Origin of the sequence: Methylibium petroleiphilum PM1 (assembly GCF_000015725.1) — a bacterium.
Classification (GTDB): domain Bacteria; phylum Pseudomonadota; class Gammaproteobacteria; order Burkholderiales; family Burkholderiaceae_C; genus Methylibium; species Methylibium petroleiphilum.
Genome location: NC_008826.1, coordinates 210,746 through 231,688, shown reverse-complemented (window position 1 = coordinate 231,688; position 20,943 = coordinate 210,746). Strand labels below are relative to the sequence as shown.

General features: G+C 67.6%; 34 protein-coding genes. 4 read left to right on the top strand and 30 right to left on the bottom strand.

What is annotated here, in order from left to right:
* Window positions 1–20: 20 nt before the first annotated feature.
* The 18 genes from MPE_RS20710 to MPE_RS20625 all read right to left on the bottom strand — a co-directional run bounded on the left by MPE_RS20710 (window position 21) and on the right by MPE_RS20625 (window position 14,448).
* Window positions 21–1,166 carry a phage Gp37/Gp68 family protein gene (locus tag MPE_RS20710; protein ID WP_011831641.1) on the bottom strand — a complete coding sequence of 382 codons (1,146 nt, stop codon included), beginning with the start codon at window positions 1,164–1,166 and terminating at the stop codon, window positions 21–23.
* Window positions 1,167–1,183: 17 nt separating this feature from the next.
* Complete coding sequence (locus MPE_RS20705; protein WP_011831640.1) at window positions 1,184–2,425, bottom strand: site-specific DNA-methyltransferase; 1,242 nt, start codon at window positions 2,423–2,425, stop codon at window positions 1,184–1,186.
* On the bottom strand, window positions 2,422–3,171 hold the full coding sequence (locus tag MPE_RS20700) for a hypothetical protein (protein WP_011831639.1): 750 nt from the start codon (window positions 3,169–3,171) through the stop codon (window positions 2,422–2,424). The genes MPE_RS20705 and MPE_RS20700 overlap by 4 nt, the downstream gene beginning before the upstream one ends.
* Window positions 3,172–3,173: 2 nt before the next feature.
* Window positions 3,174–3,473, bottom strand: a complete 300-nt coding sequence (locus MPE_RS24365; protein WP_011831638.1) for a hypothetical protein — start codon at window positions 3,471–3,473, stop codon at window positions 3,174–3,176.
* Window positions 3,473–5,056: an AAA family ATPase gene (locus tag MPE_RS20690; protein WP_041930385.1), complete on the bottom strand. Its 1,584-nt coding sequence runs from the start codon at window positions 5,054–5,056 to the stop codon at window positions 3,473–3,475. Before MPE_RS20690 ends, MPE_RS24365 begins: the two co-directional genes overlap by 1 nt.
* 119 nt (window positions 5,057–5,175) lie before the next feature.
* A complete protein-coding gene (locus MPE_RS20685) occupies window positions 5,176–5,631 on the bottom strand; it encodes a hypothetical protein (RefSeq protein WP_041930384.1) in 456 nt (151 codons plus the stop codon).
* Window positions 5,632–5,707: 76 nt separating this feature from the next.
* Complete coding sequence (locus MPE_RS20680) at window positions 5,708–6,100, bottom strand: hypothetical protein (RefSeq protein ID WP_011831635.1); 393 nt, start codon at window positions 6,098–6,100, stop codon at window positions 5,708–5,710.
* Window positions 6,097–6,654, bottom strand: coding sequence for a hypothetical protein (locus MPE_RS20675; protein WP_049820953.1), 558 nt, complete (start codon window positions 6,652–6,654; stop codon window positions 6,097–6,099). The genes MPE_RS20680 and MPE_RS20675 overlap by 4 nt, the downstream gene beginning before the upstream one ends.
* A 4-nt stretch (window positions 6,655–6,658) precedes the next feature.
* Window positions 6,659–6,952, bottom strand: coding sequence for a hypothetical protein (locus MPE_RS20670; RefSeq protein WP_011831633.1), 294 nt, complete (start codon window positions 6,950–6,952; stop codon window positions 6,659–6,661).
* A complete protein-coding gene (locus MPE_RS20665) occupies window positions 6,949–8,706 on the bottom strand; it encodes a DEAD/DEAH box helicase (protein ID WP_011831632.1) in 1,758 nt (585 codons plus the stop codon). The genes MPE_RS20670 and MPE_RS20665 overlap by 4 nt, the downstream gene beginning before the upstream one ends.
* On the bottom strand, window positions 8,703–9,095 hold the full coding sequence (locus MPE_RS20660) for a hypothetical protein (RefSeq protein WP_011831631.1): 393 nt from the start codon (window positions 9,093–9,095) through the stop codon (window positions 8,703–8,705). Before MPE_RS20660 ends, MPE_RS20665 begins: the two co-directional genes overlap by 4 nt.
* Window positions 9,088–9,936, bottom strand: a complete 849-nt coding sequence (locus MPE_RS20655; protein WP_011831630.1) for a metallophosphoesterase — start codon at window positions 9,934–9,936, stop codon at window positions 9,088–9,090. The genes MPE_RS20660 and MPE_RS20655 overlap by 8 nt, the downstream gene beginning before the upstream one ends.
* Window positions 9,933–11,300, bottom strand: coding sequence for an ATP-dependent DNA ligase (locus MPE_RS20650; RefSeq protein ID WP_011831629.1), 1,368 nt, complete (start codon window positions 11,298–11,300; stop codon window positions 9,933–9,935). The genes MPE_RS20655 and MPE_RS20650 overlap by 4 nt, the downstream gene beginning before the upstream one ends.
* Window positions 11,301–11,699: 399 nt before the next feature.
* Window positions 11,700–11,924, bottom strand: coding sequence for a hypothetical protein (locus MPE_RS20645; RefSeq protein ID WP_011831628.1), 225 nt, complete (start codon window positions 11,922–11,924; stop codon window positions 11,700–11,702).
* Complete coding sequence (locus MPE_RS20640) at window positions 11,921–12,265, bottom strand: hypothetical protein (RefSeq protein WP_011831627.1); 345 nt, start codon at window positions 12,263–12,265, stop codon at window positions 11,921–11,923. The genes MPE_RS20645 and MPE_RS20640 overlap by 4 nt, the downstream gene beginning before the upstream one ends.
* 128 nt (window positions 12,266–12,393) lie before the next feature.
* Window positions 12,394–12,816, bottom strand: a complete 423-nt coding sequence (locus MPE_RS20635) for a hypothetical protein (RefSeq protein WP_011831626.1) — start codon at window positions 12,814–12,816, stop codon at window positions 12,394–12,396.
* A 141-nt stretch (window positions 12,817–12,957) separates the two neighbouring features.
* On the bottom strand, window positions 12,958–13,800 hold the full coding sequence (locus MPE_RS20630) for a hypothetical protein (protein WP_011831625.1): 843 nt from the start codon (window positions 13,798–13,800) through the stop codon (window positions 12,958–12,960).
* 141 nt (window positions 13,801–13,941) lie between these two features.
* The gene (locus MPE_RS20625; RefSeq protein WP_011831624.1) at window positions 13,942–14,448 is read right to left on the bottom strand and encodes a hypothetical protein; all 507 of its coding nucleotides are present in this window, start codon (window positions 14,446–14,448) and stop codon (window positions 13,942–13,944) included.
* A 173-nt stretch (window positions 14,449–14,621) separates the two neighbouring features.
* Between MPE_RS20625 and MPE_RS20620 the strand changes: the two genes are divergently transcribed.
* Entirely contained in the window at window positions 14,622–14,864 is a 243-nt protein-coding gene (locus MPE_RS20620) for a hypothetical protein (RefSeq protein WP_011831623.1), read from the top strand.
* 103 nt (window positions 14,865–14,967) lie between these two features.
* Here MPE_RS20620 and MPE_RS20615 read toward each other — a convergent pair whose 3' ends face one another.
* The 6 genes from MPE_RS20615 to MPE_RS20590 all read right to left on the bottom strand — a co-directional run bounded on the left by MPE_RS20615 (window position 14,968) and on the right by MPE_RS20590 (window position 16,797).
* Entirely contained in the window at window positions 14,968–15,171 is a 204-nt protein-coding gene (locus tag MPE_RS20615; RefSeq protein WP_011831622.1) for a hypothetical protein, read from the bottom strand.
* Between the two features lie 14 nt (window positions 15,172–15,185).
* Complete coding sequence (locus MPE_RS20610) at window positions 15,186–15,500, bottom strand: hypothetical protein (RefSeq protein WP_011831621.1); 315 nt, start codon at window positions 15,498–15,500, stop codon at window positions 15,186–15,188.
* A gap of 148 nt (window positions 15,501–15,648) precedes the next feature.
* The gene (locus tag MPE_RS20605; RefSeq protein WP_011831620.1) at window positions 15,649–15,870 is read right to left on the bottom strand and encodes a hypothetical protein; all 222 of its coding nucleotides are present in this window, start codon (window positions 15,868–15,870) and stop codon (window positions 15,649–15,651) included.
* A 10-nt stretch (window positions 15,871–15,880) separates the two neighbouring features.
* Window positions 15,881–16,171, bottom strand: a complete 291-nt coding sequence (locus MPE_RS20600; protein ID WP_011831619.1) for a hypothetical protein — start codon at window positions 16,169–16,171, stop codon at window positions 15,881–15,883.
* Window positions 16,172–16,246: 75 nt separating this feature from the next.
* Entirely contained in the window at window positions 16,247–16,435 is a 189-nt protein-coding gene (locus MPE_RS20595) for a hypothetical protein (protein WP_041930383.1), read from the bottom strand.
* Window positions 16,432–16,797 carry a hypothetical protein gene (locus MPE_RS20590; RefSeq protein WP_011831618.1) on the bottom strand — a complete coding sequence of 122 codons (366 nt, stop codon included), beginning with the start codon at window positions 16,795–16,797 and terminating at the stop codon, window positions 16,432–16,434. The genes MPE_RS20595 and MPE_RS20590 overlap by 4 nt, the downstream gene beginning before the upstream one ends.
* Window positions 16,798–17,023: 226 nt before the next feature.
* On the opposite strand from MPE_RS20590, the gene MPE_RS20585 reads away from it, so the two are divergent.
* Together MPE_RS20585 and MPE_RS20580 are read left to right on the top strand one after the other, a co-directional pair.
* Window positions 17,024–17,473: an A1S_2505 family phage non-structural protein gene (locus MPE_RS20585; protein WP_011831617.1), complete on the top strand. Its 450-nt coding sequence runs from the start codon at window positions 17,024–17,026 to the stop codon at window positions 17,471–17,473.
* A gap of 11 nt (window positions 17,474–17,484) precedes the next feature.
* Window positions 17,485–18,021, top strand: coding sequence for a site-2 protease family protein (locus MPE_RS20580; protein WP_011831616.1), 537 nt, complete (start codon window positions 17,485–17,487; stop codon window positions 18,019–18,021).
* Between the two features lie 4 nt (window positions 18,022–18,025).
* Here the strand turns inward: MPE_RS20580 and MPE_RS20575 are convergent, their stop codons facing one another.
* From MPE_RS20575 to MPE_RS24135, 5 genes are read right to left on the bottom strand one after another with little or no spacing between them, the layout of a single operon-like run.
* Entirely contained in the window at window positions 18,026–18,670 is a 645-nt protein-coding gene (locus MPE_RS20575) for a uracil-DNA glycosylase (protein ID WP_011831615.1), read from the bottom strand.
* Window positions 18,667–18,984 (bottom strand): hypothetical protein, encoded by a 318-nt coding sequence (locus MPE_RS20570; protein WP_011831614.1) that lies wholly within the window; start codon window positions 18,982–18,984, stop codon window positions 18,667–18,669. The genes MPE_RS20575 and MPE_RS20570 overlap by 4 nt, the downstream gene beginning before the upstream one ends.
* Entirely contained in the window at window positions 18,981–19,208 is a 228-nt protein-coding gene (locus tag MPE_RS20565) for a hypothetical protein (protein WP_011831613.1), read from the bottom strand. The genes MPE_RS20570 and MPE_RS20565 overlap by 4 nt, the downstream gene beginning before the upstream one ends.
* 1 nt (window position 19,209) lies before the next feature.
* Window positions 19,210–19,419 (bottom strand): hypothetical protein, encoded by a 210-nt coding sequence (locus MPE_RS20560; protein ID WP_041930381.1) that lies wholly within the window; start codon window positions 19,417–19,419, stop codon window positions 19,210–19,212.
* Window positions 19,416–19,643, bottom strand: a complete 228-nt coding sequence (locus MPE_RS24135; RefSeq protein WP_041930380.1) for a hypothetical protein — start codon at window positions 19,641–19,643, stop codon at window positions 19,416–19,418. Before MPE_RS24135 ends, MPE_RS20560 begins: the two co-directional genes overlap by 4 nt.
* Window positions 19,644–19,697: 54 nt before the next feature.
* Here MPE_RS24135 and MPE_RS20550 point away from each other — a divergent pair, with 54 nt between their 5' ends.
* Window positions 19,698–20,084, top strand: a complete 387-nt coding sequence (locus MPE_RS20550; protein WP_148211112.1) for a hypothetical protein — start codon at window positions 19,698–19,700, stop codon at window positions 20,082–20,084.
* 13 nt (window positions 20,085–20,097) lie between these two features.
* On the opposite strand, the gene MPE_RS20545 is transcribed toward MPE_RS20550, so the two are convergent.
* Window positions 20,098–20,940 carry a ferritin family protein gene (locus MPE_RS20545; protein WP_041930496.1) on the bottom strand — a complete coding sequence of 281 codons (843 nt, stop codon included), beginning with the start codon at window positions 20,938–20,940 and terminating at the stop codon, window positions 20,098–20,100.
* Window positions 20,941–20,943: the final 3 nt, after the last annotated feature.

The window sequence follows — 20,943 nt, the reverse complement described above, 5'->3', positions numbered from 1 at the left end:
CACGTGCTGATAATACAAGGCTAGTGCAATACGCTCGCTGGTGAGGCGTCGTGGAGCCTGCCGTCGAGCAGCCGGCCGGCGCTCGCCTTGCCCACCCGGTGCATGATCGTCACGGGGAACGCATCCTCGTCGCGCGCACGCATGAAGTCTCGCCCGATCTTGAGCTCGACCCCGTTGCGGTCCAGGCAGATGCCGCCGTTGACCCAGGTGCTGGCTTTGTTGACCCAGTGCTGGAAGTCCGTGAATTGGCGGAAGACGGCCCGGCCGTCGGTGAGCCGGACGGCGCTGGTGTGCCACTCGCCCCACTGCTTGAAGAAGAAGCTGACGCCGGCCGCCTCGCACTGATCGCGCACGTTGAACGCCCACTCAGGAAGCATCGGGCGCGCCTTGTGGCCGCTCTCTCCGCCGACGATCACCCAGTCGATCGCCGGAAGGTCGGCAACAGGCTCGCCGTCATCGTCCTCGCAGCCAGTGGTGCCGCGCAGCGGGTAGATCTCGGAGTGCCCGTCCAGGTCGATGCGCGTGATGTTCACCGGGCCCAGCAGCGGCTCCATGCTGAGAAAACGCACGGCTGCCGGCGTCCGCAGCAGCTTGATGACGTCGCGGTCGACCTCCTCCTGGTTGACGACGGTAGCGCCGAGCCAGACGTGCGCAGGCGGGTGGCCGTCGAGCCAGGCCTTGATCCACTGGTAGAGCGCGTCGCGTCGCGGGTCGGACGTGTCCGCCAGGATCACCGCCAGGCGGTAGGTCGCCGCCTCTTCGAGCCGCTTGCGCCAGTTGCCGATGCGCTTGGTCAGCAGCAGCCAATCCAGGTTCGGTGTGCACCGGATCAGGTCCAGCAGGTCGACCAGCCACTCGATCGGCACCTTGTTGTCCAGCCAGTCCGACTGCGAAGCGCTGAAGACGCGCAGACGCGTGCCCTTGGCCGCCGCCTTCTTGTTCCATCGCAACGGCTGGCGCCAGTTGGCATCCGAGGTGCGGTACCGCTCGGCGTGCGGCCCCCAGGTCTCCATGCCCTTGGCGCGCAGCACGCGCGCCGGCGTGTCCACCTCGGCGTAGCAGTGGTCACACGCGGGCGAGACGTGCTCGCACCCGATCCAGGCGTTGAACGTGAAGCCCAGCTCGCCCTGCGGGTTGCGGACCCATTCGATGACGGTTTCAGCCATGCCGCTTCCCTTCAGGTTCAGGCAGCGTGGCGCATCGCGCCGAACAGCTCGAACCCGTCGGCGTCGACGAAGCGGTTCGAGGCGCCCAGGACGTACTCGCCCATCTGCTCGGTGGTCAGCCAGCGGCGCCCGGCCATCTCGGCCGCCCTGGCGGTCGTGCCCCAGCCCGCGCACGGGTCGACGACGAGTTGGCCCTGCTCCGTGAGGTACTCGATGTAGAACTGGGCCAGCTTCAGCGGCATGGTCGCGCCGTGCACCGGGAGGGACTGCTCGATCGCCAGCTTGCGGGCGCGCTCCTTGTCGGCGCAGCGATGCGGCAGGATGCGGACGTTCTTCGGGATGCGACCGGCCGTCTCGCGGCCGAAGCTGCCCGGGTAGAGCCGGTACGCGCCGTCACCGTTGGTCTTCGCGCGCTTGGCGCCGCCGCCGCGCACGTAGGCCAGATGGCGCTCGCTGTGCGGCTCCAGCACGCGCTGGTTCTTGGCCATCCACAGCACCGGGTCGTTGCAGAAGATGTAGACCGGCTCCCAGGCCACGTTCAGGTGCTGCTGCGTGATGCTCGCCCAGCGGATCGGGCCCGGCGGCTTCGTCGGGTTGACCCAGGGGTCGAGCGCCATCTTCCACAGGCCCAGCCGGTCCTTCAGCGCGATCACCAGACGCTCCAGGTAGTCCGAGCGTGCCGGCGAGCCGGGCTCGAAGATGTCGTTCGACAGGTTCAGGCAGATGCTGCCGCCAGGCATCAGGTGCTTCGCGATCGGCTCGAGCAGCCGGATGGTCCAGTCCACGTACTCGTGCGACGTGGGGTTGCCGTAGGCGCGCGGCCGCGCCAGCGGATACGGCAGGCTGCTCAGGCACAGCGCGATGGGCTCGTCGACGTGCAGGAAGACGTCGCCGGCATCCGCCCACAGGGCCAGACCCAGGTCGGTGCTGAACCCGAGCAGCACGCGGCCGGGCTCGGCGGGCGTCAGCTTGCGGCGCCCTTTCGGGGTGATGCTCCAGAAGCCGCGGCCACGGTCGGCATCGCGCTGCAGCAGCCCGAGCTCTCGCAGGGTCTGCTGGTACCAGCGCACGCGGCGCTTGAGCATGCTGTGACCGGGCTGGTCCGGGCCCAGCGGGATCTGTTCCGCCCAGGCCTCCGGGTCGATGCCGGCGCGCTCGCCGACCTCGCGGTAGAGCTGTGCGTTGGACAAGGGCGCGCTGGCGGCCCCGTAGGCCTCCAGGACGTGGTCGAACAGTTCGGCTTGGCGAAGCGCGCTCATTCGGCGTCGCCCTCGCGGGTTGGCGCCGGCAGGCCGACCGCGGACAGGTTGGCCAGCGTCTGAAGGATCACGGCGGGCTTGACCAGGTCGCTGAGACGGCGCTGCAGCTCGAGGATGCGCGAACGGAACTCGGACAGCGCCTTGTCGTTGGCGGATGTCGCCGGGATGCAGGCGATCACGTGGCCGCCCTTGTCCTGGTACTCGCCGGGCCAGGGCTTGTAGCGCCAGGGCCCGAAGGTGCGGCCGCGCTCGTACTCGCGCATCAGGAGCGTACCGTCGCGCGTCACGCCGCGGTAGATCGTGTTCTGGCTGAGCGCGAAGCCCGTCTCCTGGTCGCCGACGAACGACTGGGCCGAGGCGATCTGAACGAGATACCACCGCTCCCAGGTGATTTCGTGGGCCGCCTCCAGCTTCGCCCACAGCGCGACCCGCAGCGCCTCGATGTCGCTGCCCACCAGGCGGATGTCGAGCTCGCGGCAGATGACCGCGAACTCCACCGCCTTCACGGTGCGCGGCAAGGCCTCGTCGGCCAGGTCCTTGAGCAGCCGGACCTCGATCTTGATGACCTGTTCCTTGACCAACAGCGGGCGCTTGTCCTCGCTGCGGTGCATCTCGCCATCGGCACCATGAGGCTCGTCTTCCTCGCCGCGCAGGTGCGCGCTGAGGTCGTCCTCGATGCCGCGGTACTTCCAGGTCCAGGTGTCGATGAGCGCGCCGTCGCGTCCGTTGTTGCTCTTGCGTGCCATGCTCAGGGCTCCTCGGCCACGAGGGGCTTCAGGCAGTCGCGGTAGTCGTAGCGCTTCGTGGCGAGCAGCTCGAAGTTGGGGCGCTCGATGGGGATCCAGTTCTGGGCGCCGCAGCACGGCTCGAAGCCGCGCGGGCCACCCATCGCCGGAGAGACGCGGCCGCGGCGCTGGCCGTCGGCGGCGTAGATCACCACGTCGATCGATCCGTCGGAGTGCACGTCGCGGATGCGGCCGAGCATCGGCTTGTACACCTCGTCGGCGCTCATGGCCCACATGCCGGGCTTGAAAGCGGGCGCGGCCATCAGACGAGCCCCCGGAACTGGCCGCAGCGGCGGAACGTCTCGACCGAGAACGGCTCGTTGCGGCGGCGGCAGAACTTCACCGTCAGCTTGAGCAGCCCCTTGATGTCGCGGCCGGCCAGACAGCCGAACGACGCCACGAGTTCGTCGATCAACTGGTCGCTCAGCTCGGCGCCGAACTGCGTGCTCAGGATCCGCCACAGGCGCTTGCAGTCCTCTTCGTTCGGCTTCTCGTACCTGATGACCGCGATGCAGCGGCTGACGATCGCGTCGTCGATCTCGTCGCCGCGGTTCGTCGTCATGAACAGCAGACCGTCGAACGTCTCCAGCACGCGCAGGAAGACCGCCACGACGGCGTTGTGGTCCAGGTCGTTGCCACGGGCGCGGACATAGACGTCGCCCTCGTCGATCAGCAGGATGGCGCCCCAGCGCTTAGCGCGGTCCAGGACCGTGCCCAGTTGCTTCTCCAGGGCGGCCGCCTCCACGCCGAGCTGGCCGGAGTGCACGCGGTACAGCGGGCGCTCGGCGATCTCGCTGTAGACCTCAGCGGTCAGCGTCTTGCCCAGGCCCGGGCCGCCCTTGCAAAGCACGATCGTGCCGCCGGACTTGCCCTCCACGATGTCCTCGACCAGGACGTCCATGTCCTGCGTCAGCACGTCGACCAGGTCGCGGTGCACTTCCGGCAGCACCAGCTTGGCGCCGACCGACTTGTCGTACTTGTAGATCTCGACCTTCGAGGCGTGGACCCACGCGTGCATGTGCCGGTGAAGGTCGTACATGAAGATGAACGGGTGCATCGGGACCGTCGAGAAGACCTCGTCGTCCTCCATCGAGGCGCGCAGGCGAACCGAGCCCGAGAAACCCACGCGGTAGTCCTTGCGCGGGACCGTGTCCTCGTCGTTGACCATGCGCGCGCCGGCAGCCTTGTAGTCCGAGCGCCCGTAGCGCTCCGCGGTGATCGCCAGGCCCGTGCATCGGAACTGCTTGCCGTGCAGGTCGCGCAGCTCCAGGTACCGGGCAAGATGGGCGGAGTAGGCCTCCTTCAGCTCGGGCGATTCGTGCACGAACTGGTACTTGGCTAGCACCTCGGGGATCGTCTTGCCCTGCACGTCGGACAGCTCGAAGCGCATCTGCTCCTGGTGGAAGCCGCCCATGGCGTTCCAGCAGTAGCCGACCTTCACATAGGCCGGCCGCTCGTTGCGCGGATCGGCGGGCTGGAATTCGACGCTGGTGACCAGGAACGGGACGGCTTCGCCGCCGACGCCGTAGCGGTACAGCCAGCCGTCGATGCATTCGTGCTGCAGGTAGGCGATCAGGCCGGGCTCGAGCGCCTTCAGGTTGCCCAGCTTCGACGTGGCCGGTGCCGCGAGGACGTTGCGCAGCGAGGTCAGCTGCATCATCAGCCCGCGCTCGCCATGCTTCTTGGCGATCTCGTACAAAGCATCCAGCGCCGCGCGACTGAGCGCCTCGTGGTCGATGGTGAAGGCGTTCTTGTCGTACATCGAGGCACGACGAACAGCCCGCTCATCCGAGGGGCTGGCAGCGACGAGGTCGTTGGCGAGTGGGGCGGTGAGTTCGATCTTCATTGAGCCGCCATGATACATAACACGTACCGATAATACAAGCGAAGGAACCGAAGGCGGCAAAGAAGAAAAGCCCCGCCGCGACAATGTGTCGGGCGGGGCTCAGGGGTTGCGCTTCAGGGTCAGCTGAGGCGGGCGATCAAGTCCTTGTGGGCTTGTTCCTTCGCAGCAAGCAGCGCTTCGGTCAGGCCGGGGATGCTGGAGATCAGCACGTTGCCGTGCAGCTCGTCGTCACCGTGCTCGTCCCAGATCTCGACCGACAGCGTGTTGTGCTGGACGTGCAGCCAGGTGCTCGAAGCGTTGAAGTCGCCGGTGGCCGGGTCCTTCTCTTCCTCGATCCACTCCTCGCCGTCCTCGAACATCTGCAGGTCGTCGGGCAGCGGGATCGTGACCTCGCTGTAGCCCAGGTCCATGGCCAGCAGGCCGGCCTGGATCTTGGCGATCTGCGCGATCAGGTGCGGGCGGAGCACCAGGCGGATCTTGTCCGGGTTGGAGTTCACCGACTGGTGCACGTGGTCCAGCTCGATGTCCACCGAGATGTCGCCGGCGGTGATGGGAGTCTCGACAGTAGCGTTCATGTGGGGTTCCTTGAAAAGGCAGGGCGGGATGCTCCTGACCCACCGTGATGCAAAACACCCGGGCGTACCGCGAATCCTAGGTCGCCGCGCCCCGCTGCGCATCCCAGCCCTGCCCGCGGAGTTCGATCCTGTGCGTCTTCGGCCCGCGGATCCAGAGCGAGTAGGACCAGCGGCCGTTGAGCAGCTGCTCGATGCGGTGCGACAGCTCCGGCCGGACCAGCCCGAAGCGTCCGACGCGCCAGGCGCGGCGTTGCCCGCCCTCCACTTCCTCCACGTAGCCGCCGGCCAGAACCAGCCGGAAGGCGCGGGACGGATGGGTGTGGAAGCAGCCCGGGTCGTCGGGCCCGACGAACTTGTGCAGGTCTATCGTCCAGCCGCGCACGCGCGCCAGGCGGCGGATCCACATGGTCGGCCGGCCGTCAAGGCTGCCGCGCCACTCGTCCCACCGGATGCAGAAGAGGCCGCTCATGCCGAGGCTAGGTGCGAGGCGGCGGCGCCGGCGGCGCGCGCGACGCTCAGCCAGCTGCCATAGGGGTCGATCCGGTCGATGTCCCGGTAGCACACCGACAGCGGTGGGTTGCGCAGTGCGACCAGAGGCGAACCGGGATCTCGAACGACCAGGCCGAACTCCGGGTGCGCCTCGGCAACCACCCAGTGCCAGTCGCGCTGCCGGCCGTCGCGCTTGCCGACCTTGATCACTCCCAGCCCGGTGAATGCCTCCCAGCCGGCCCAGCGCTTCAGGCGGCAGGACATGCCGTGCGCACGCAGCGCGCGGCCGAGGTCGGTGAAGTTCGAGGACAGGGGCTTCGGCTTGCCGTCCAGGCCCAGGGCGCGGAAGGTCTGAAGCGCGTCCTCGTAGGCCGTGCCGGCAGCCATTGCCAGGCAGGCCACGCCGCAGTCGTGCGAGCTGCGCTGGCGCACCAGACGCGTGAGGCACGTGGCCTCCCAGTCGCCGCGGCTCCAGTCCGGGTCGGACAGCGAGTCGCCGGCCGGCGGTGCGTGGTCGAGCAGTTCGTCCAACATGGCCTCAGGCCGCAGACTGGGCGCAGGCCCAGGCCGTGGTGATCAGGCTCTCGGCCGCGATGCGCTTCGCGCGCTCGCCGGGAACGGCGTGCAGGGTCTGGTAGTCGCCGGGCCAGAGAAGCTGGCGCTTGGGGAACGGCCAGTTCGGGCGCGACACCGTCGCGTCAACAAGCAGCGTCTCGGCCTGGACCACGAACCCGTGGAACAGGTAGCGGTGGCCGTCGAGTCGGCCGCCCTCGATCAGACCGAAGGCCGGCATCCAGCGACCGCCCTTCTGCTTCGCCGGGGTCGTGCTCATGCAAGGGCCTCCTCTTCAGCCTCGGTGCGCACGGGAGCGCCCTGCCCCAGCTTGGCCAGGTAGGACTCGGCCATGCGCTTGACGCCGCCGGCGTCGATCTCCAGCTCCTCGATCAGCTCGGCATCGGGGTCTCGCACTCCCTCCAGCTGCGTCTTCTTGAGTCCGACGATGTCGGCGATGACCGGGTCCGAGCCGTCCTCGGCCAGCAGGAAGTAGGCCATCGAGGGCTCGTCCTGCTCATCGCGGTGGAAGCGCCCGATGCATTGCACATGGACGCCCGGGCTCCAGTCCAGCTCGGCAAAGATGCCGACCTTGCACACGTGCTGAAGGCCATCCGTGCCGGCGCCAGCGCGCAGCGACATCAGCATCACGCGCGCATCGCCGTTGATGAACGCGTTCTTGGCCTCCTCCTTCTGCCTCGGTGACTCGCTGCCCGTGTACATGACGGGCTTGAACTCGGCCAGCGCCTCCATCAGCAGCGCATAGACCTCGCGGTGCCAGGCGAAGACGATGACCTTCTCCTCGCTGGCCAGCACCATGCGCACGAACTCGGCGACGTAGGGCGCCTTGGCCACCCCGGTCGCCTGCCGCAGCAGGCCATTGAACTCCTCCGAGGCCATGAACTTCTGGCCCCGGTACTGCTGCCGGTCGGCGAGGATCACGCGCGCCAGCTCGGCCGCCGTGGTCTTGATCTTGTCCAGCGCGGCGCGATCGGACTGGATCGTGTGCGGGATGGCCTGGCACGGCGGCAGCTCCCGGCCGACGTCCTTGCGCGTGCGGCGCAGCATGATCCCCTCGCGCTTGAGGTACAGGCCAAAGGCCTTCGTGTCCTTGATGCGGTCGTCGACGCACCACTCGCGCACGAACTCCTCGCGCGTGCCGAGGGCCCCCGGCAGCAGGACGTCGATGACGTTGAAGAACTCGGAGCCGTAGTTGTAGATCGGCGTGGCGCTCAGGCCAATGCGCAGACGAGCCTTGCTCGCGATCAGCTTGGCGGCGGCGTACTTCATCGAGTCCGCCACACGGAGCTCCTGCACTTCGTCGTAGACGACGAAGCGGATGAACCCGGCGAGGGTCTCGGCCCAGCCGGCGAGCTTGTGGTAGTTGCAGACGATGACGTCCGGCAGCCGCGGCAGCTCCTCGTCGAACAGCGCGGTCTGCGCCGGCGCGCCGCGGCGCCGCTTCGGGCGCTCCAGCAGATCGTAGGGGCGGCCGCTCTTGAGGATGTGCACCTTCAGGTTCGGCGCGAACTTCTGCAGCTCATTGACCCACTGGGGCGGCAGGTGGCTCAAGGTCACCACCAGCGCCGGCAGGTACTCGGGCATCACCATCGGGCAGATGGCGGTGGCCGTCTTGCCAAGGCCCACGTCGTCGGCCAGCAGCAGGCCGGACTTGATGCGCGCCAGTGACGCGGCCGCGGCCTGGTAGTCGCGCGGCGGCAGCGCGAGCTCGAACGGGTCCGGCGCGCGCACGCGGCTCAACAGCTGGTGGACCAGGCTCTCCGCTTCGACGTGGTCCGCTGAGAGGCCCTTCAGCAGCTTCATCGGCGAGACCGACATCGGGTAGCGGTCGATGAACCACAGCAGGTCGCGGCTGTTCTCGGCGCTGTCCGACAGCCAGACCACCTCGCTCGCTCGCTGGTCCACCTGCGGGAACAGCCGGCGCAGCTTCGTGCGCACGTGCGGCTCGCACTCGATGCGCCAGCGCCCACCTTCGTGGGTGATGGTGCCGAAGGTGTTGGCGGGCCCGCTCACAGGAGGCTGCCCAGAAGACGGAGGTGGAACAGCGGCTTGCCGGCGAGCGACTCCGGCACGCGCGACAGCCAGGCCGGCGTGCCCACCACGAGGATGCCGCGCACCCTCTCGTGCTCCGCGTAGCGCGCCACCTGGCGCAGCACGTCAGCCAGGGAGCCGCCGATCTTGATCTCGATGGCCAGCCCACCGGTCAAGAGGAAGTCCGGGCGATCGCGCTGACTCAGCGACTTCTCCCGCTGAAAGATCAGCCCGTTGGCCGAGAGCGCCTTGGCGATGCCCTGCTGCAGCGAGTCCTCGTCGCTGAACCGGTAGCGGTAGCGCGAGAGCGTGACCGCGACCTGCTCGAGCAGGGCCTCCGGCGGCGCCGCGTCGACGATCAGGTCAGACAACGGAGCCTCCCTGGTCACGCGCGTACAGGCCGAAGGGCCGCCCCTCCTCGGCATCGGGGATCGCGATGATCCGGGAGACCTTGTCCTCGCCGATGCGCACCAGCGGCATGGAGGCCGCCTCGATGTTGGCCATCGTCAGGCCGTAGTGGTCCTTGCCCATCAGCGCGTTGAAGATCGCGCCGGTGTCGACCGCGTAGACGTTGCCGTAGCGCTTCGGTCCGCCGCGGCGCGGCGTGTGGCCGACGAACAGCCGGCCGACGCCCAGAACGCCGCTGGTGTCGCCGTTGGCGATGCGCGTGCGCCCCTCCAGCGCCTCGTCGATCACCGACAGCGTGCCGCGCTGCAGGTGCACGAGGAAGGCAGACCAGCCCATGCCGGCGGGGACGTTGCCGTGCACGATGCCGACCGTGCCGCGGCGCGTGGCGATTTCGATGGCCACGGGCAGCCGGATGAGCGCCTGCAGGATGTCCGCGCGCAGCTCGGGCGGGGTCTCCAGCCACCACTGCAGGCCGAACCGGGGCGCGATGAAGTCCAGGGCGGCCTCGTTGGGCTCGCCGCCGACGTACAGGCTCACCAGGTTGTGGTCGTGGTTGCCGCGCACCGAGAAGACGTACGGCTGCGACAGGAAGCGCGCGACGCGCCAGGAGTCCGGGCCGCGGTCGATCAGGTCGCCCACGGCGAACAGGCGATCCTTCTCCTTGTCGAAGCTGACCAGCCGCATCGCCTCGATCACCATGTCGTAGGCGCCGTGGATGTCGCCCACGATGAAGTCGCGTCCGAGCTCATTGAGCGGAACGCGAAGGACACGGGGCGCCGACGTGAAGCCGTCGAGTCGGGTCATACCTTGACCGCCTCGTCGAACTGCTCGCGGATGCGGTCGAACGTGTCGGCCGCCTTCTTGTCCAGACGGCGCTCCTGGAAGATCGGCAGGAAGAGCGAGAAGTAGCCGTCGGCGGACTCCGGCTCCATGATGTCGTTCGCCTTCACCGAGATGATGGCGTCGAGCCAGTCCTCGCGGTTGGCCCACACCTCGGCGCGCATCTTGTCGCCGCGGCCGCTCACGTCGACGCGCAGGCGGCCGCACTCGGACACGCACTGGAACGAGCCCAGGGCGCCGACGTTCTTGCCGGAACCCTCGTTGAAGCCGACCACGCGCAGCTCGACAACGACCTCGAGCTTCAGCTTGCACTGCTCCTTCGAGTCCCCGTCGCGCCAGATGGCGTCCGGACGCTTCAGGATCGTGCCTTCCAGGCCGGCGGCCAGCTGCTCGCGGTAGTGCGCATACGCCTGCTCGAGCGAGTGCACGATGCGCGTGGGGATCAGCGAGACCTGGGAGTCCGGCTGGGCCGACGACTCGATCTGGCTCTTCAGGCGCGCGAATCGATCCTCGTAGGCGACGGCATACCGGCCCTTGGGCTGCACGACCGACAGCGGGATCATGTCCCAGGCCTGGTAGATGATGCGGTGGTCCGCGGGCAGCTCGCCGCCCTTGAGGATGCTGGTCAGCAGGCCGTTGCCGTCCTCGCGCGGCAGGGTCTCCCAGAGAGCACCCTGCGGACGCTGCACCAGCAGCTCACCGTGGTACTGGAAGCCGGGCGCCAGCGCCGCGGCGAGGTGGTCGGCCAGCGCGCCGAAGGACTCCAGCGGATACTCCGAGCCCTGCCGGCTGGTGACGAAGATCTGCCCGTCCTGCTCGACGCTGACGTTGGCGAACGTGCCGTCCGCCTTGATCTGGCTGTAGACGCCGCGCGCCCAGGGCCACTCGGCCAGCTTGACATCCTTGGGCAGCGAGCACCGCATGTACGGGAACTCGGGGATCAGGCCCGCGAACACCTTGTTGACGGTGGTGTCGCTGATGCCAGCGCGCAGGTCCTTGCGCAGGATGCGGCCCAGCAGGGCGGCAGACCCGGCATCGAGCGCGCCCAGCGCGCGCCGGATCTCGTCGCGCGCGGCGTGGCCGGTCAGCTCTCGCGTGCGCAGGCGCTCGATCAGCGCCCAGTGCCAGTCGCCGAACGGCTCGGAGCCGGATCCGCCGCGTGGCGGCAGCGACTTGACCCCGTAGGTCTTCAGCGGGTTCAGCGCGAGCTCCAGGACGCGCTGGAGCGTGGCGTCGCCGGCGTGCGCCTTCAGCAGCGCCAGCTTGCCGGTCGACTTTTTCTCCGCAGCAATCTGCTCGAGGAGGTTGAAGATCTCGGGGGAATGCATCCCCAGAGTGTAACAGGTAGCGGTAATCCTGTCAGTATCGAAACGCCCACATGATGCACAAAAGAGGAGCCCCCGTCCAGCGCAATGGCTGATACGGGGGCGTGAGGCCTGCTCACGAGGCCGGCCGCACTGGTTCCGCAGGAACAAGTGCCGCGCCGGGCCGGGCGGGCGGAGGCAGGGGTTCTGCGCCGACGCCCTTGAGGAGACCCAAGGAGGCGATGAGTGCGCGCGGCGTGCCGCCGGGCGCGTTGTGCAGGTTCACGGGTGGGAAGGAAAGCGCGGGCCAATCGATCATGGCGGTGCACCAGGTTGTTTAGACCCCTGGTGATGCGAACCAAGCAATGCGAAGGCGGGCAAAGAAGAAGCCCGACACGACATGGTCGCATCGGGCTTGTGGGGTTACGGCTGGTCGCGCTGCGTCCAGGTACCGTCGGCCAGGGCCTGCTCGGCCGCCTCGCGCTTTCGCCAGTATTCGGCCGACTCGCGGCTGTACGGCATGTCCTCGTGGGTCGTGCCGATGTAGAAGCCGGCCGCCGACTCGAGCACCTGGAGGTTCAGACGCAAGCCGCCGTACACCAGGGCCATCTGGCCGCAGCGCGGCGCCGTGGCGACTGCCGTGCTCATGCCTGCTCCTTCGACGGCGCCACCAGGCTGGCCAGCGCGTCCTTGGGGGACTCCGGGCCGAGCTGCAGATCCGCATCGGGGAACATGATCACGCGCGACGACAAGTTCGGCATCTCCTTCATCTGCCCGGTGCTCAGGCTGACCAGGAAGAGGCGACGCTCGTCATCGTACAGGCCGTGCGACATGCCGATGCGCGCGGAACGCTTCTTCTCGTCAGCAATGACACAGACGAGGTAGGGTTCTTGGTCCAGCTGCATCTTCGAGTCGACCAGCATGACGACCATGCCAGGCTTGGCGTGGCACAGCTTGGTGTAGCTCTGTGAGGGCATCGAGAACTTCATGGGTGGGTTTCCTTGGTTGAGGCAGGGGCGGGATGCTCCTGATGCCGGCGAGATGACGAACGCCGGCGCATACCGGCCAGGCAAAGAAAAACCCCACGCAGCATGGCTGCGCGGGGCTTCGGAGGGGTTCAGGCCGCAAAGAGGCCGGTGAACTTGCGGACGAATCCGCCTTTGGACTGGCTGGCAGCCGAGGTGCCCGGGCGGGCGTTGCGAGCGAGGATGCGCAGTTCCTGGATCAGGTTGCTGCGAGCGCTGGCGTCCAGGTCGGACAGCCACTTGGAGCGCGCCTGCTCGTTGCCGAAGCGGTCGCGGTAGATGAGTCGGGGGGATTCACGGGGGCCGAAGGCATCCATGTAGACCTCCAGGCTCAGCGAAGGCGTCGTCATCTTGACCGAGCCCATCGAGCTCGTCTTCGTGGCGTTCGAGTCGATCTCGATGCCGACCTGGGTCTGGCCCAGATCCTCCGCCATCGAGCGGAGCATGGCTTCAGCGGCGCGGTGGAACTGCGCCTTCGAGGCCGGGCGGGTCAGTGCGTTGGGGACTTGGAACATGGGGATCTCCTTGGGGTTGCAGAAAGGCCTCTGCGCGGCCTGGTACCCCGGGGATGCGCTACTCCGACGCGTACGTGATGGGCAAAGAAAAGCCCGCCGGTCCATGTGGAACGCGGCGGGCGTGGGGTTACGAGAGGTTGGTCAGGCGGCCTGTTGCAGCTCGTCCGAATCGGCCTTCTTGGCGCGGCGTTTCGGTGCCGGCTTCAGGATCTCGACTTGCGCGATCTTCCAGCTGCCGTCGTCGACCAGGTCGAACACCGTCTCCGCGAGGTTGCTGAAGCAGACGAAGTCCACTTCCTTCACCACCGCGGCGGTGTTCGGATCGACCAGCTGGACGCGGTAGACATCGCCGGCGCGGTCGTAGACGATGTTCAGCTGGCCAGAGAACTTCTTCGAGGCCACCCGGAACTGCAGCGTTGGCGGCATGGCGATGATGTCCTCCTCGACCGGATCCTTGTACGCCACCGGGCCCGTGAGGGCGCCGGCGTCGATGAGGACCTGGCTGAGGCGGCGCACGCCGTCGGGCGACTTCATCTCCTCGACCTGGCGGATCATCTCCACCAGGTGCTCGCACCGCAGCGAAGCCTTGTCGATCGGCAGCTCCGAGCTCGTGCGGCCGATGTGGAAGGCCTGCGACACGATGCCGTCGCGGACCGTCGTGTCCGGTTCGTCCAGCCGGCGGCCGTCGAACTGGCGGCGCGCGTAGGGCGTGATCTTGACCGTCGAGCCGACCTCGGGAACGCTGGCCAGCAGGTGGCGCGCGCTCACGAAGAACTCGGTCCGGGCCGTCTTGACCAGGCACCAGTCTTCGGTCAGTTCGACCACCTTGCCTTCCTGGGGCGACAAGTCCACCTGGATGCCCAGCGTCGCGTTCTCGCTCGCCTGCTCCGTGTAGATCTTGAAGCGGTAGCTCGTCGCGTTCGAGGGCACGTGGGCGGACACCACGGTCTTCAGCCAGGACTTGGCGTCTTCTTTCGTCAGCATTTCAATCTCCTTGTGGGTTGGGGGATCCGGGCCGCATGCGGGCGAGTCCGGGCATGCCGAGATGCCCCACACCGAGCAGGAAATGAAGAAGCCCCGGCACGACATGGTCGTGCGCGGGGCTCTGTGGTTGCGGGAGGTCGGTCAGGCGGCCACGGGTTCCTTGGCGCCGATCGACGGTTGCGGGGTCGCGGAAAGCTCGTTGACGTGCGCGCGCATCTCGTCGGCGGTGGGCATCTGCTTGGCCTTGTCCATGGCCTTCAAGACCTGCCAGCCGATGAGCAGGCCGGGCACGACGAAGAAGAGCAGGCCGACCAGCGTCATGACGATGCCGAAAGCCAGCTGCGACTTGAAGCTGCTGGCGACCTGGGTCATTTCTTCGTTGAAGAACGCACGCTTCGAGCTGTAGTCGTAGGCGCCCCAGATCAGCGCCATCGGCTTGCCCTGCTTGTCGGTCGATTCGCTCACCGAGAGCGCGACCGTCGAGCCGACGGTGAGCGCGCGCTGCACGGTCTTGTGGACCACGACTTGGGGCAGCTCGACCAGGCCGTCGGCCGTCTGGATCTCCAGCGGGCCGTAGTTGTACAGCTCGCCGTCGACAGTGCCTTCGCCGCTGAACACGATCTTGCCGGAAATGGTGGTGGGTTTCATGGTCTGTGAGGTTCCTTGAGGGTTACAAAGCAGCATAACACGTATGTGTATGCCGGTGGCGTCAACTTGACACACGGATATGCGAAACATGTGCGAGTAGCTGGGGTGTGCGCGTGGGTGTGAACCATCACCGGTGGCGAGGCAATCCCGCCCGCGACCATGAAAGGAGAACGATGCGCACACAACGCACCGTCGTGTCCAGCGATCACATCGACGCCGAGGACATGCGGCTCAACGCAGACCAGCTCGACGAGAAGTACAACCCGACCGGAGGCGGACAGCACCCGGTTCTCACGAAGGCCCACTGGCGCAACGACGTTGCGCACCAGGTCACGACGGCCGGCTACTGGGAATGGGTCAGCCAGACCGCGAAGGACGTGTCGATCGAGCCCGTCATCCTCGAGATCATCCACTGATCGATCCCGAGACAACCTCACCCAACCCGCCTCTTCGGAGGCGGGTTTTCTTCTTTGCGCGGCGCAAAAGAAAAGCCCACCTCCGAAGAGGTGGGCGATGCCGTCAGGCTGCCATGGGCAGCTCGTCGGCCAGGGCTTTGCTGGCGGGGCGCCAGCCGAGGTCGGTCAGCTCCTTCAGCGTCAGGCGCAGCTCCGTGGAGCCGTCCTCGTACTGAGGGTGCAGACCATAGGCCTCACACAGCTGTGCGAGAGCGGGGGCGCTGAGGCGCCGGCGCAGTGCAGCAACGGTGGTGTCGATGAGGGCCATCTCGGGTTCCTCCTTCAGCCGGCGCGCCGCAGCACGCCCGGGTTGAACACGACCGAAGTCACGTCATGGACCGTTGCGCGGCGCAGGCCTCGCGACCGCGCCAGGCGCGGCTTCACGACCCACTGCCAGAGACCGAGAAGGCTGGTCACTGCAAACAGGACGTTCTGCAGCAGCAGCCAGCTCTCGCCGCGGTGCAGGGCGAAGCCGATCCAGGCCGCGTTCGAGCCCAGGTAGAACACGAAGCCCCAGCGGGACGACGAAGGGTGATTGAGCGCCACCAAAATGGCGCCGATCACTCCGAACAGGAAACCGACGAAATCGTAGGTCATGAGTCACTCCTAGTGGAAAGGTTGGGGGGAAAGGGCTCCTTGCGAGAGCCTTGCGAGTGGTGATGGCGAACACGGGTGATGACGCGCCACGGCTCGATCCCCCAAAAGGAAGAGCCCCGCGCGTCATCGACGGGCGGGGCTGGAGGGGTTAGATCGTCTGCCCGGGGGCGAAACGCTGGCCGCGGTAGAACTTGGCCAGGTTGCGCGAACCGTCGGAGCACCAGAACGGGTTCGGGTAGCGATCGTCGCTGGCGTGCTTGACCGACAGGTCGTGCGCGAGCTGCTCTGCTTTCTTGGGGGATGTGGCGACCCAGCGGCACGGCATGAAGCCGCGCGCCTCCGTCGTCACCTCGTAGGCGCCGATGACCATCGCAGGCTCCTCAGAGCTGGATGGCTTCGGCGGCCTGGGTGGCTGCGCGCAGGAAGTCCTGCACGTCCACCTCGCCGGACGAGATCTCCTCGGGCCAGACCTCGATCTCGAAGCCGTCGTCGAAGCGCGCCGCGAACATCGGCAGGACCTCGAGGTCGTGGGAGTCGTCGGGAGCGGTGATCGCCCGGGTGAGCGTCATCTCCTGGCCGTTGCGGTCGGCGTGCTGGTCGTAGGGCGTCACGAAGAACGCCCGCAGGGAAGCCGGAACACGCGCCGCGGCGGCGGGTTGAATCGAATTCATGTGAGTCCTTTCACGTACGGAGGCGGGATTGCCTTCGCTTAGCGAAAGGGGATGGCGAACAGCTGCGGCTACGGGTCAGCCCAGCATCGCCGAGCCCAGCGCCCCGGTCGCCGGCGCGATCACCGCGCACAGCACGCCATAGGCCGCCAGGTCGCTGTGGATTGCGAACTGCTGCGCGAACGGGATCAGTGCCACCAGTGCCCCGCAAAAGAAGCCGAGGGCGAAGCCCGCCGGGCTCGATCCACTGGAAGGCGCGTCGCTCACGAGGCGCTCGACGGGTCGGCCGCTGCGCCGCGCCGCGCGGTCAGGATGGCGGCGGCGCGCGCACGCGCCTGGTCGATCACGGTGGTCGACTCCGTCCATGTCAGGCGCTCGCTCTCGCCCACAGGCTCGGCCGACAGCATCGAGCGACGCCGCTCGTTGCTCAGCCGCATCTGCGCCAGGCCGCGGATCAGGCAGCTGCCATCCGACATGTCCCAGACGAACAAGAAGCCGCGCGACCCGGTCAGCAGCTGCAAGCCGCTCCAGAACATGACCGAGTGCAGGTGGCCCATGCTGTCGTAGAGCGGCCGGCGCAGATCCAGCGTCACGCGAGGTGCCGGCACGCCCGGGGTGTGTTGCGTCATGCGCGCACCCCGCGGAAGGCGAGAAGGAATGCGCGGTGTGAATGGAGGTTCGAGATCAAGCGGTTGGATGAGGGGTGTTGGTGGGGTGGTCGCCTGTGGCAATATGGTGCTGCCAGGCTCAATTCGATTCGTCCAGATTATACCGACGTGTTATGATTGCGCAAGGCCACTGAGGCATGAAAACGCCGCCGGCTCGAACAAGCGCCGGCGCCATCTGGACGCACCGATGAGCACTCCCCTCCCCTCATTCCACCGCGACGGCGAGAGCCCGGGCGCCGGCTGGATCTTCGTGTTCGGCTCGAACCTGGCAGGCCGCCATGGCGCTGGCTCAGCCAAGGCCGCACGCGAGCGCTATGGCGCCCGGTACGGCGTCGGCGTCGGCCGAACGGGGAGCGCCTACGCCATCCCGACCAAGGACGGACGATCGGGCGGCAGCCTGTCCAGGCCGGCCGAGATCCTGCCGCTGGCCGTCGTGCGCGGCCACATCGAACAGTTCATCTCGTATGCGAGATCGAATCCGGAAGCGCGGTTCTTCGTGACGCGAGTGGGTTGCGGCCTCGCCGGGTTCAAGGACGACGAGATCGGCCCAGCCTTCGCCGGCGCCCCGGCGAACTGCTCCCTGCCAGCAGAGTGGAAGCGATACGTCGACGCCGCGCGCGCCGTCGCAACCGCCTGAGCCGATTCAGCATGGAATCGTTCGCCTCGTTCCTCTTCTTCTTGTTCGCGTGCTTCGTCACCTGGGCGGTGATCATCGGCCTGCTGGTGCTGCATGAATACGGGCACATCTACGCGATGCGCCGCCTGGGCATGCGGATCGACAATGTCGTGCTCGGGATGTTCAAGGTCGGCTCCCTGCGCTGGCGTGGGCTCACCTACGAGTTCGGCCTGGCACCGGTGCTGGCCTACTGCGTCAGCAAGGACTTCGAGGTCTCCGACACCAACCGCCGCGCGTGGGTGGCGCTCGCAGGCCCCGCGGCGACCGCCGCAACAGGGTTGATCTTCTACACGGCGTGGGCCTTCACGGACCACTGGCTGATGCGCGCGTGCGTGCAGGGTTCGGTGATCCTCTTGCTGACCAACATCATCCCGCTGCCGCCGCTGGACGGCTGGACCGTCGCGGAGCACTTCCTGGCCAAGCGCGGGGTCGTGCTGAACGCCCAGGAGCGGAAGCGCCTGCTGGTGATCGGCGCCGTGACGATCATCGCGATCGCCGTGGTGATCTGAGGCTTCAGCGCTGCAGGAGCGCTGCCAGGCCGTTGTTGAACTCGACGGCGCCGCCATTGGCGGGGTGTCGGATCGTGGCTGCTGCCTCGATGCCGGCGTCGGCCAGCAGCATGGTGGACTTGCGTCCCACTGCCACGAAGGCCATGCCGGGGAACGCTTCACGAAGCAGGTGCAGCGCCGCGCGGCCGTGCGCCAGCTCGGCGTTCGTCGGCGTGCGGTTCGTCCAGGGGCTGCCCGGACGATGCGGATGCATCTGCAGCGCGTTCCAGGTGATGGCCTGCTCGGCGACGCCGAGCTTGAAGAGCGCCTTCCAGACGATCGTTGCGGACGGCTCTGCGAAGGACTTGTCGCGCGTCGTCAGGCGCCCACTCAGGCGATCGATGCCCGGGATCACGCCATCGAGCAGCTGGCGTTCGCTCACGAAGGCGACGCCGCTGTAGCGGCACCCCTGGTAGCCGGGGGCTTCGCCGCAGAGGACCAGCCGCGGCGCGCGGCTGAGATGCGCGGCCAGGCGCTGGAGCCGGCCTTCCGGGCCGCCCTCGGGGCTGCGCGGGTCATCGAGCTCGCACCGGTCGCGGTACGGGTTGAAGAGCCCGTCGACGCCCTCCGGGAGCGTCGCCGCCAGCGCCCGCGCGAGATCGAGGCTCATTCCGTGGCGGCGGGGTCGCCGTGGGGCGTGGCGATCTCGTGCTCGAGCTGCAGGCGCTGCTCCTCGACCAGGGCGTCCACGTTCAGGGGCTCGCCGGTCAGGATCTCGTGCACCGCGGAGATCTCCGGCAGACCGAAGTCGGCCTGCCCGTAAGCGCGACCGCCGGGGCGCAGGCCGGACTTGTGGAGCGTGATCAGCGCACGCGCCTTGTCGCGCGCCAGAAGCGTCAGGCCGTCGACGAGCAACTGCTCGTGCCGCACGAGCTGGTCGAACAGCCGAGCCTTCGCGTCGGTGGTCAGAACTGCGTCCGTCATTGGCCAGCCCGCCAGCCGAAATGCGCGCGCAGCGCCGGCGCCGCCGCAGCGACGCCCAGGAGCACGAGCAGGGAGCCCATGAGCAGCACCTCGAAGGCGACGGCATCCGCGCTCCCTTCGAACAGGGAGCCGAGCAGCGCGACGACGGTCAGGACGACGATCATGACGGCGAGCGTGAGACGGCTCTCGGTGTACTCGTGCTCGATGGCCTCTTCTCGGCTCATGTTAGACCTCTGTGAAGGCGTGCGCACCGATCGAGGCGACCTGATGCGGTTGGGGGTTGAAAGCGGGGGTGACGGTGCTGTCCTTCAGGCCTGCGGCCGGCACCGTCCAGGAGAGGAAGCAGGTGCCGAGGATCGCGACGGCAAGCGCGGCGGCGACGGTGAAGTCGCCGGCTTTGCGGCGCATCTTGCTGCTGCGCGAGTGCTCGTTCATTGCTGCTCGACCACCAGGGGGGCGTCACTCTGCGGGCCGCGGCGTACCACGTCCCACAGCGTTTTGCCGAAGAAGACCGACATCGCGACAACGCCGAGCGTGGTGTTCACCGCGATGTAATGCGACAGCGCCGGCGCCAGGTAGAAGACGAAGCCGAAGGCGGAGCCAATCCAGCCCGCGATGAGCAGGAAGACGTGAAGCTCGTAGTTGTCGTACAGGAACATGGATTCACCGGCGGTATGTTGACGTGTTATGTATTGTACAGAGACGCTCGATCCATGCAACCGGAGGCGTTGACCAATCCCACAGCGGCCGGCATCCTGCGCACAGAAAGGGGGCGCGATGCTGGAAGCCTGTTTCGCCATCGGAACAAAGGGCCTCTCGCGGCCGCGCTGAGCATGGCGGCCGAAGCAGGCTTGATCGTGCTGGCCATCGTGCGCAGGCTGCTGCTGGAGATGGGGCACGAGCTGACGCCAGAGGAGATCAACCAGCCGGACCAGAACACGGGGCGGCTCGAGCGGTGGATCCACGAGCCCCGCGCCGAGCTGGAGGGCAAGACGCTGGTCCACGCGTATGCGGCCAGCGGTGATGAGCAGGTTCTGCGCTGCGCGGTCGCCGAGCTGGTTGGGAAGAGCCGGCCGCCGGCCGCCGAAGGGGCCAGCTGACGGGCCGGAGGCGTCAGGCCGCCGCGGCGGCGCCCTGCAACAGATCCTTGCGGAAGCGGTTGAGCTCCTGGGCGCTGGCGAAGCTGCGGCCCATCAGCAGGCTCAGGTTGTGCAGGATGCGCTCGCTGACCCGCGTCTCCCAGACGAGGTCGAACTGGATCTGCTTGTCCAGCCAGTGCTCCAGCCAGGCCGGGTCCGGCAGGCGGCTTTGCACCGTGTCGCGCGGGAACAGGGCGGCGTTGACGTGCAGGTTCGTCGGATGCAGTGGTTGCGCGGTGCGGCGCGCGCTGGCCATGAGAACGCCGACCTTGGCGAACGCCACGCGGGCCTCGTCGCCGAACCGGGACAGCGCTCGCTTCATGTAACGCAGGTACGCGCCGCCGTGGCGGGCCTCGTCGCGCGCGAGGGTCTCGTAGATCGCCTTGATCACGGGCTCGGTGTGCCACTCGGCGGCGCGCCGATACCAGTGGTTCAGCCGGATCTCCCCGCAGAAGTGCAGCATCAGCGTCTCCAGCGGCGGCGCCGGGTCGAACTCGAAGCGCACCTCGTGCAGTTCGGCCTCCGTCGGCGCCAGGTCCGGCCGGAAGCGGCGCAGGTACTCGATGAGCGCGAGCGAGTGCTTCTGCTCTTCGAAGAACCAGATGCTCATGAACGCGCTGAAGTCGCTGTCGTCGCGGTTGTCGCGCAGGAACATCTCGGTGGCCGGCAACGCCGCCCACTCGGTGATGGCGTTCATCTTGATCGTCTGCGCCTGCTCGTCGCTCAGCTTGCTCGCGTCGAACTGGCTCCACGGGATGTCGCGCTCCATGTTCCAGCGAACCGCTTCCAGCTGCTGGAAGAGCTCGACGTAGAGCATGGT

Excerpts from the sequence above, each read along its gene's own strand:
- MPE_RS20600 (WP_011831619.1), bottom strand. The coding sequence starts at position 16,171 with ATGAATTCGATTCAACCCGCCGCCGCGGCGCGTGTTCCGGCTTCCCTG.
- MPE_RS20635 (WP_011831626.1), bottom strand. The coding sequence starts at position 12,816 with ATGTTCCAAGTCCCCAACGCACTGACCCGCCCGGCCTCGAAGGCGCAG.
- MPE_RS20575 (WP_011831615.1), bottom strand. The coding sequence starts at position 18,670 with ATGAGCCTCGATCTCGCGCGGGCGCTGGCGGCGACGCTCCCGGAGGGC.
- MPE_RS20605 (WP_011831620.1), bottom strand. The coding sequence starts at position 15,870 with ATGGTCATCGGCGCCTACGAGGTGACGACGGAGGCGCGCGGCTTCATG.
- MPE_RS20690 (WP_041930385.1), bottom strand. The coding sequence starts at position 5,056 with ATGAAGATCGAACTCACCGCCCCACTCGCCAACGACCTCGTCGCTGCC.
- MPE_RS20675 (WP_049820953.1), bottom strand. The coding sequence starts at position 6,654 with ATGTTGGACGAACTGCTCGACCACGCACCGCCGGCCGGCGACTCGCTG.
- MPE_RS20580 (WP_011831616.1), top strand. The coding sequence starts at position 17,485 with ATGGAATCGTTCGCCTCGTTCCTCTTCTTCTTGTTCGCGTGCTTCGTC.
- MPE_RS20685 (WP_041930384.1), bottom strand. The coding sequence starts at position 5,631 with ATGAACGCTACTGTCGAGACTCCCATCACCGCCGGCGACATCTCGGTG.
- MPE_RS20615 (WP_011831622.1), bottom strand. The coding sequence starts at position 15,171 with ATGGCCCTCATCGACACCACCGTTGCTGCACTGCGCCGGCGCCTCAGC.
- MPE_RS20620 (WP_011831623.1), top strand. The coding sequence starts at position 14,622 with ATGCGCACACAACGCACCGTCGTGTCCAGCGATCACATCGACGCCGAG.
- MPE_RS20645 (WP_011831628.1), bottom strand. The coding sequence starts at position 11,924 with ATGAGCACGGCAGTCGCCACGGCGCCGCGCTGCGGCCAGATGGCCCTG.
- MPE_RS24135 (WP_041930380.1), bottom strand. The coding sequence starts at position 19,643 with ATGTTCCTGTACGACAACTACGAGCTTCACGTCTTCCTGCTCATCGCG.
- MPE_RS20670 (WP_011831633.1), bottom strand. The coding sequence starts at position 6,952 with ATGAGCACGACCCCGGCGAAGCAGAAGGGCGGTCGCTGGATGCCGGCC.
- MPE_RS20710 (WP_011831641.1), bottom strand. The coding sequence starts at position 1,166 with ATGGCTGAAACCGTCATCGAATGGGTCCGCAACCCGCAGGGCGAGCTG.
- MPE_RS20705 (WP_011831640.1), bottom strand. The coding sequence starts at position 2,425 with ATGAGCGCGCTTCGCCAAGCCGAACTGTTCGACCACGTCCTGGAGGCC.
- MPE_RS20640 (WP_011831627.1), bottom strand. The coding sequence starts at position 12,265 with ATGAAGTTCTCGATGCCCTCACAGAGCTACACCAAGCTGTGCCACGCC.
- MPE_RS20625 (WP_011831624.1), bottom strand. The coding sequence starts at position 14,448 with ATGAAACCCACCACCATTTCCGGCAAGATCGTGTTCAGCGGCGAAGGC.
- MPE_RS20650 (WP_011831629.1), bottom strand. The coding sequence starts at position 11,300 with ATGCATTCCCCCGAGATCTTCAACCTCCTCGAGCAGATTGCTGCGGAG.
- MPE_RS20700 (WP_011831639.1), bottom strand. The coding sequence starts at position 3,171 with ATGGCACGCAAGAGCAACAACGGACGCGACGGCGCGCTCATCGACACC.
- MPE_RS20680 (WP_011831635.1), bottom strand. The coding sequence starts at position 6,100 with ATGAGCGGCCTCTTCTGCATCCGGTGGGACGAGTGGCGCGGCAGCCTT.
- MPE_RS20590 (WP_011831618.1), bottom strand. The coding sequence starts at position 16,797 with ATGACGCAACACACCCCGGGCGTGCCGGCACCTCGCGTGACGCTGGAT.
- MPE_RS20565 (WP_011831613.1), bottom strand. The coding sequence starts at position 19,208 with ATGAGCCGAGAAGAGGCCATCGAGCACGAGTACACCGAGAGCCGTCTC.
- MPE_RS20610 (WP_011831621.1), bottom strand. The coding sequence starts at position 15,500 with ATGACCTACGATTTCGTCGGTTTCCTGTTCGGAGTGATCGGCGCCATT.
- MPE_RS20560 (WP_041930381.1), bottom strand. The coding sequence starts at position 19,419 with ATGAACGAGCACTCGCGCAGCAGCAAGATGCGCCGCAAAGCCGGCGAC.
- MPE_RS20570 (WP_011831614.1), bottom strand. The coding sequence starts at position 18,984 with ATGACGGACGCAGTTCTGACCACCGACGCGAAGGCTCGGCTGTTCGAC.
- MPE_RS24365 (WP_011831638.1), bottom strand. The coding sequence starts at position 3,473 with ATGGCCGCGCCCGCTTTCAAGCCCGGCATGTGGGCCATGAGCGCCGAC.
- MPE_RS20655 (WP_011831630.1), bottom strand. The coding sequence starts at position 9,936 with ATGACCCGACTCGACGGCTTCACGTCGGCGCCCCGTGTCCTTCGCGTT.
- MPE_RS20585 (WP_011831617.1), top strand. The coding sequence starts at position 17,024 with ATGAGCACTCCCCTCCCCTCATTCCACCGCGACGGCGAGAGCCCGGGC.
- MPE_RS20545 (WP_041930496.1), bottom strand. The coding sequence starts at position 20,940 with ATGCTCTACGTCGAGCTCTTCCAGCAGCTGGAAGCGGTTCGCTGGAAC.
- MPE_RS20630 (WP_011831625.1), bottom strand. The coding sequence starts at position 13,800 with ATGCTGACGAAAGAAGACGCCAAGTCCTGGCTGAAGACCGTGGTGTCC.
- MPE_RS20550 (WP_148211112.1), top strand. The coding sequence starts at position 19,698 with ATGCAACCGGAGGCGTTGACCAATCCCACAGCGGCCGGCATCCTGCGC.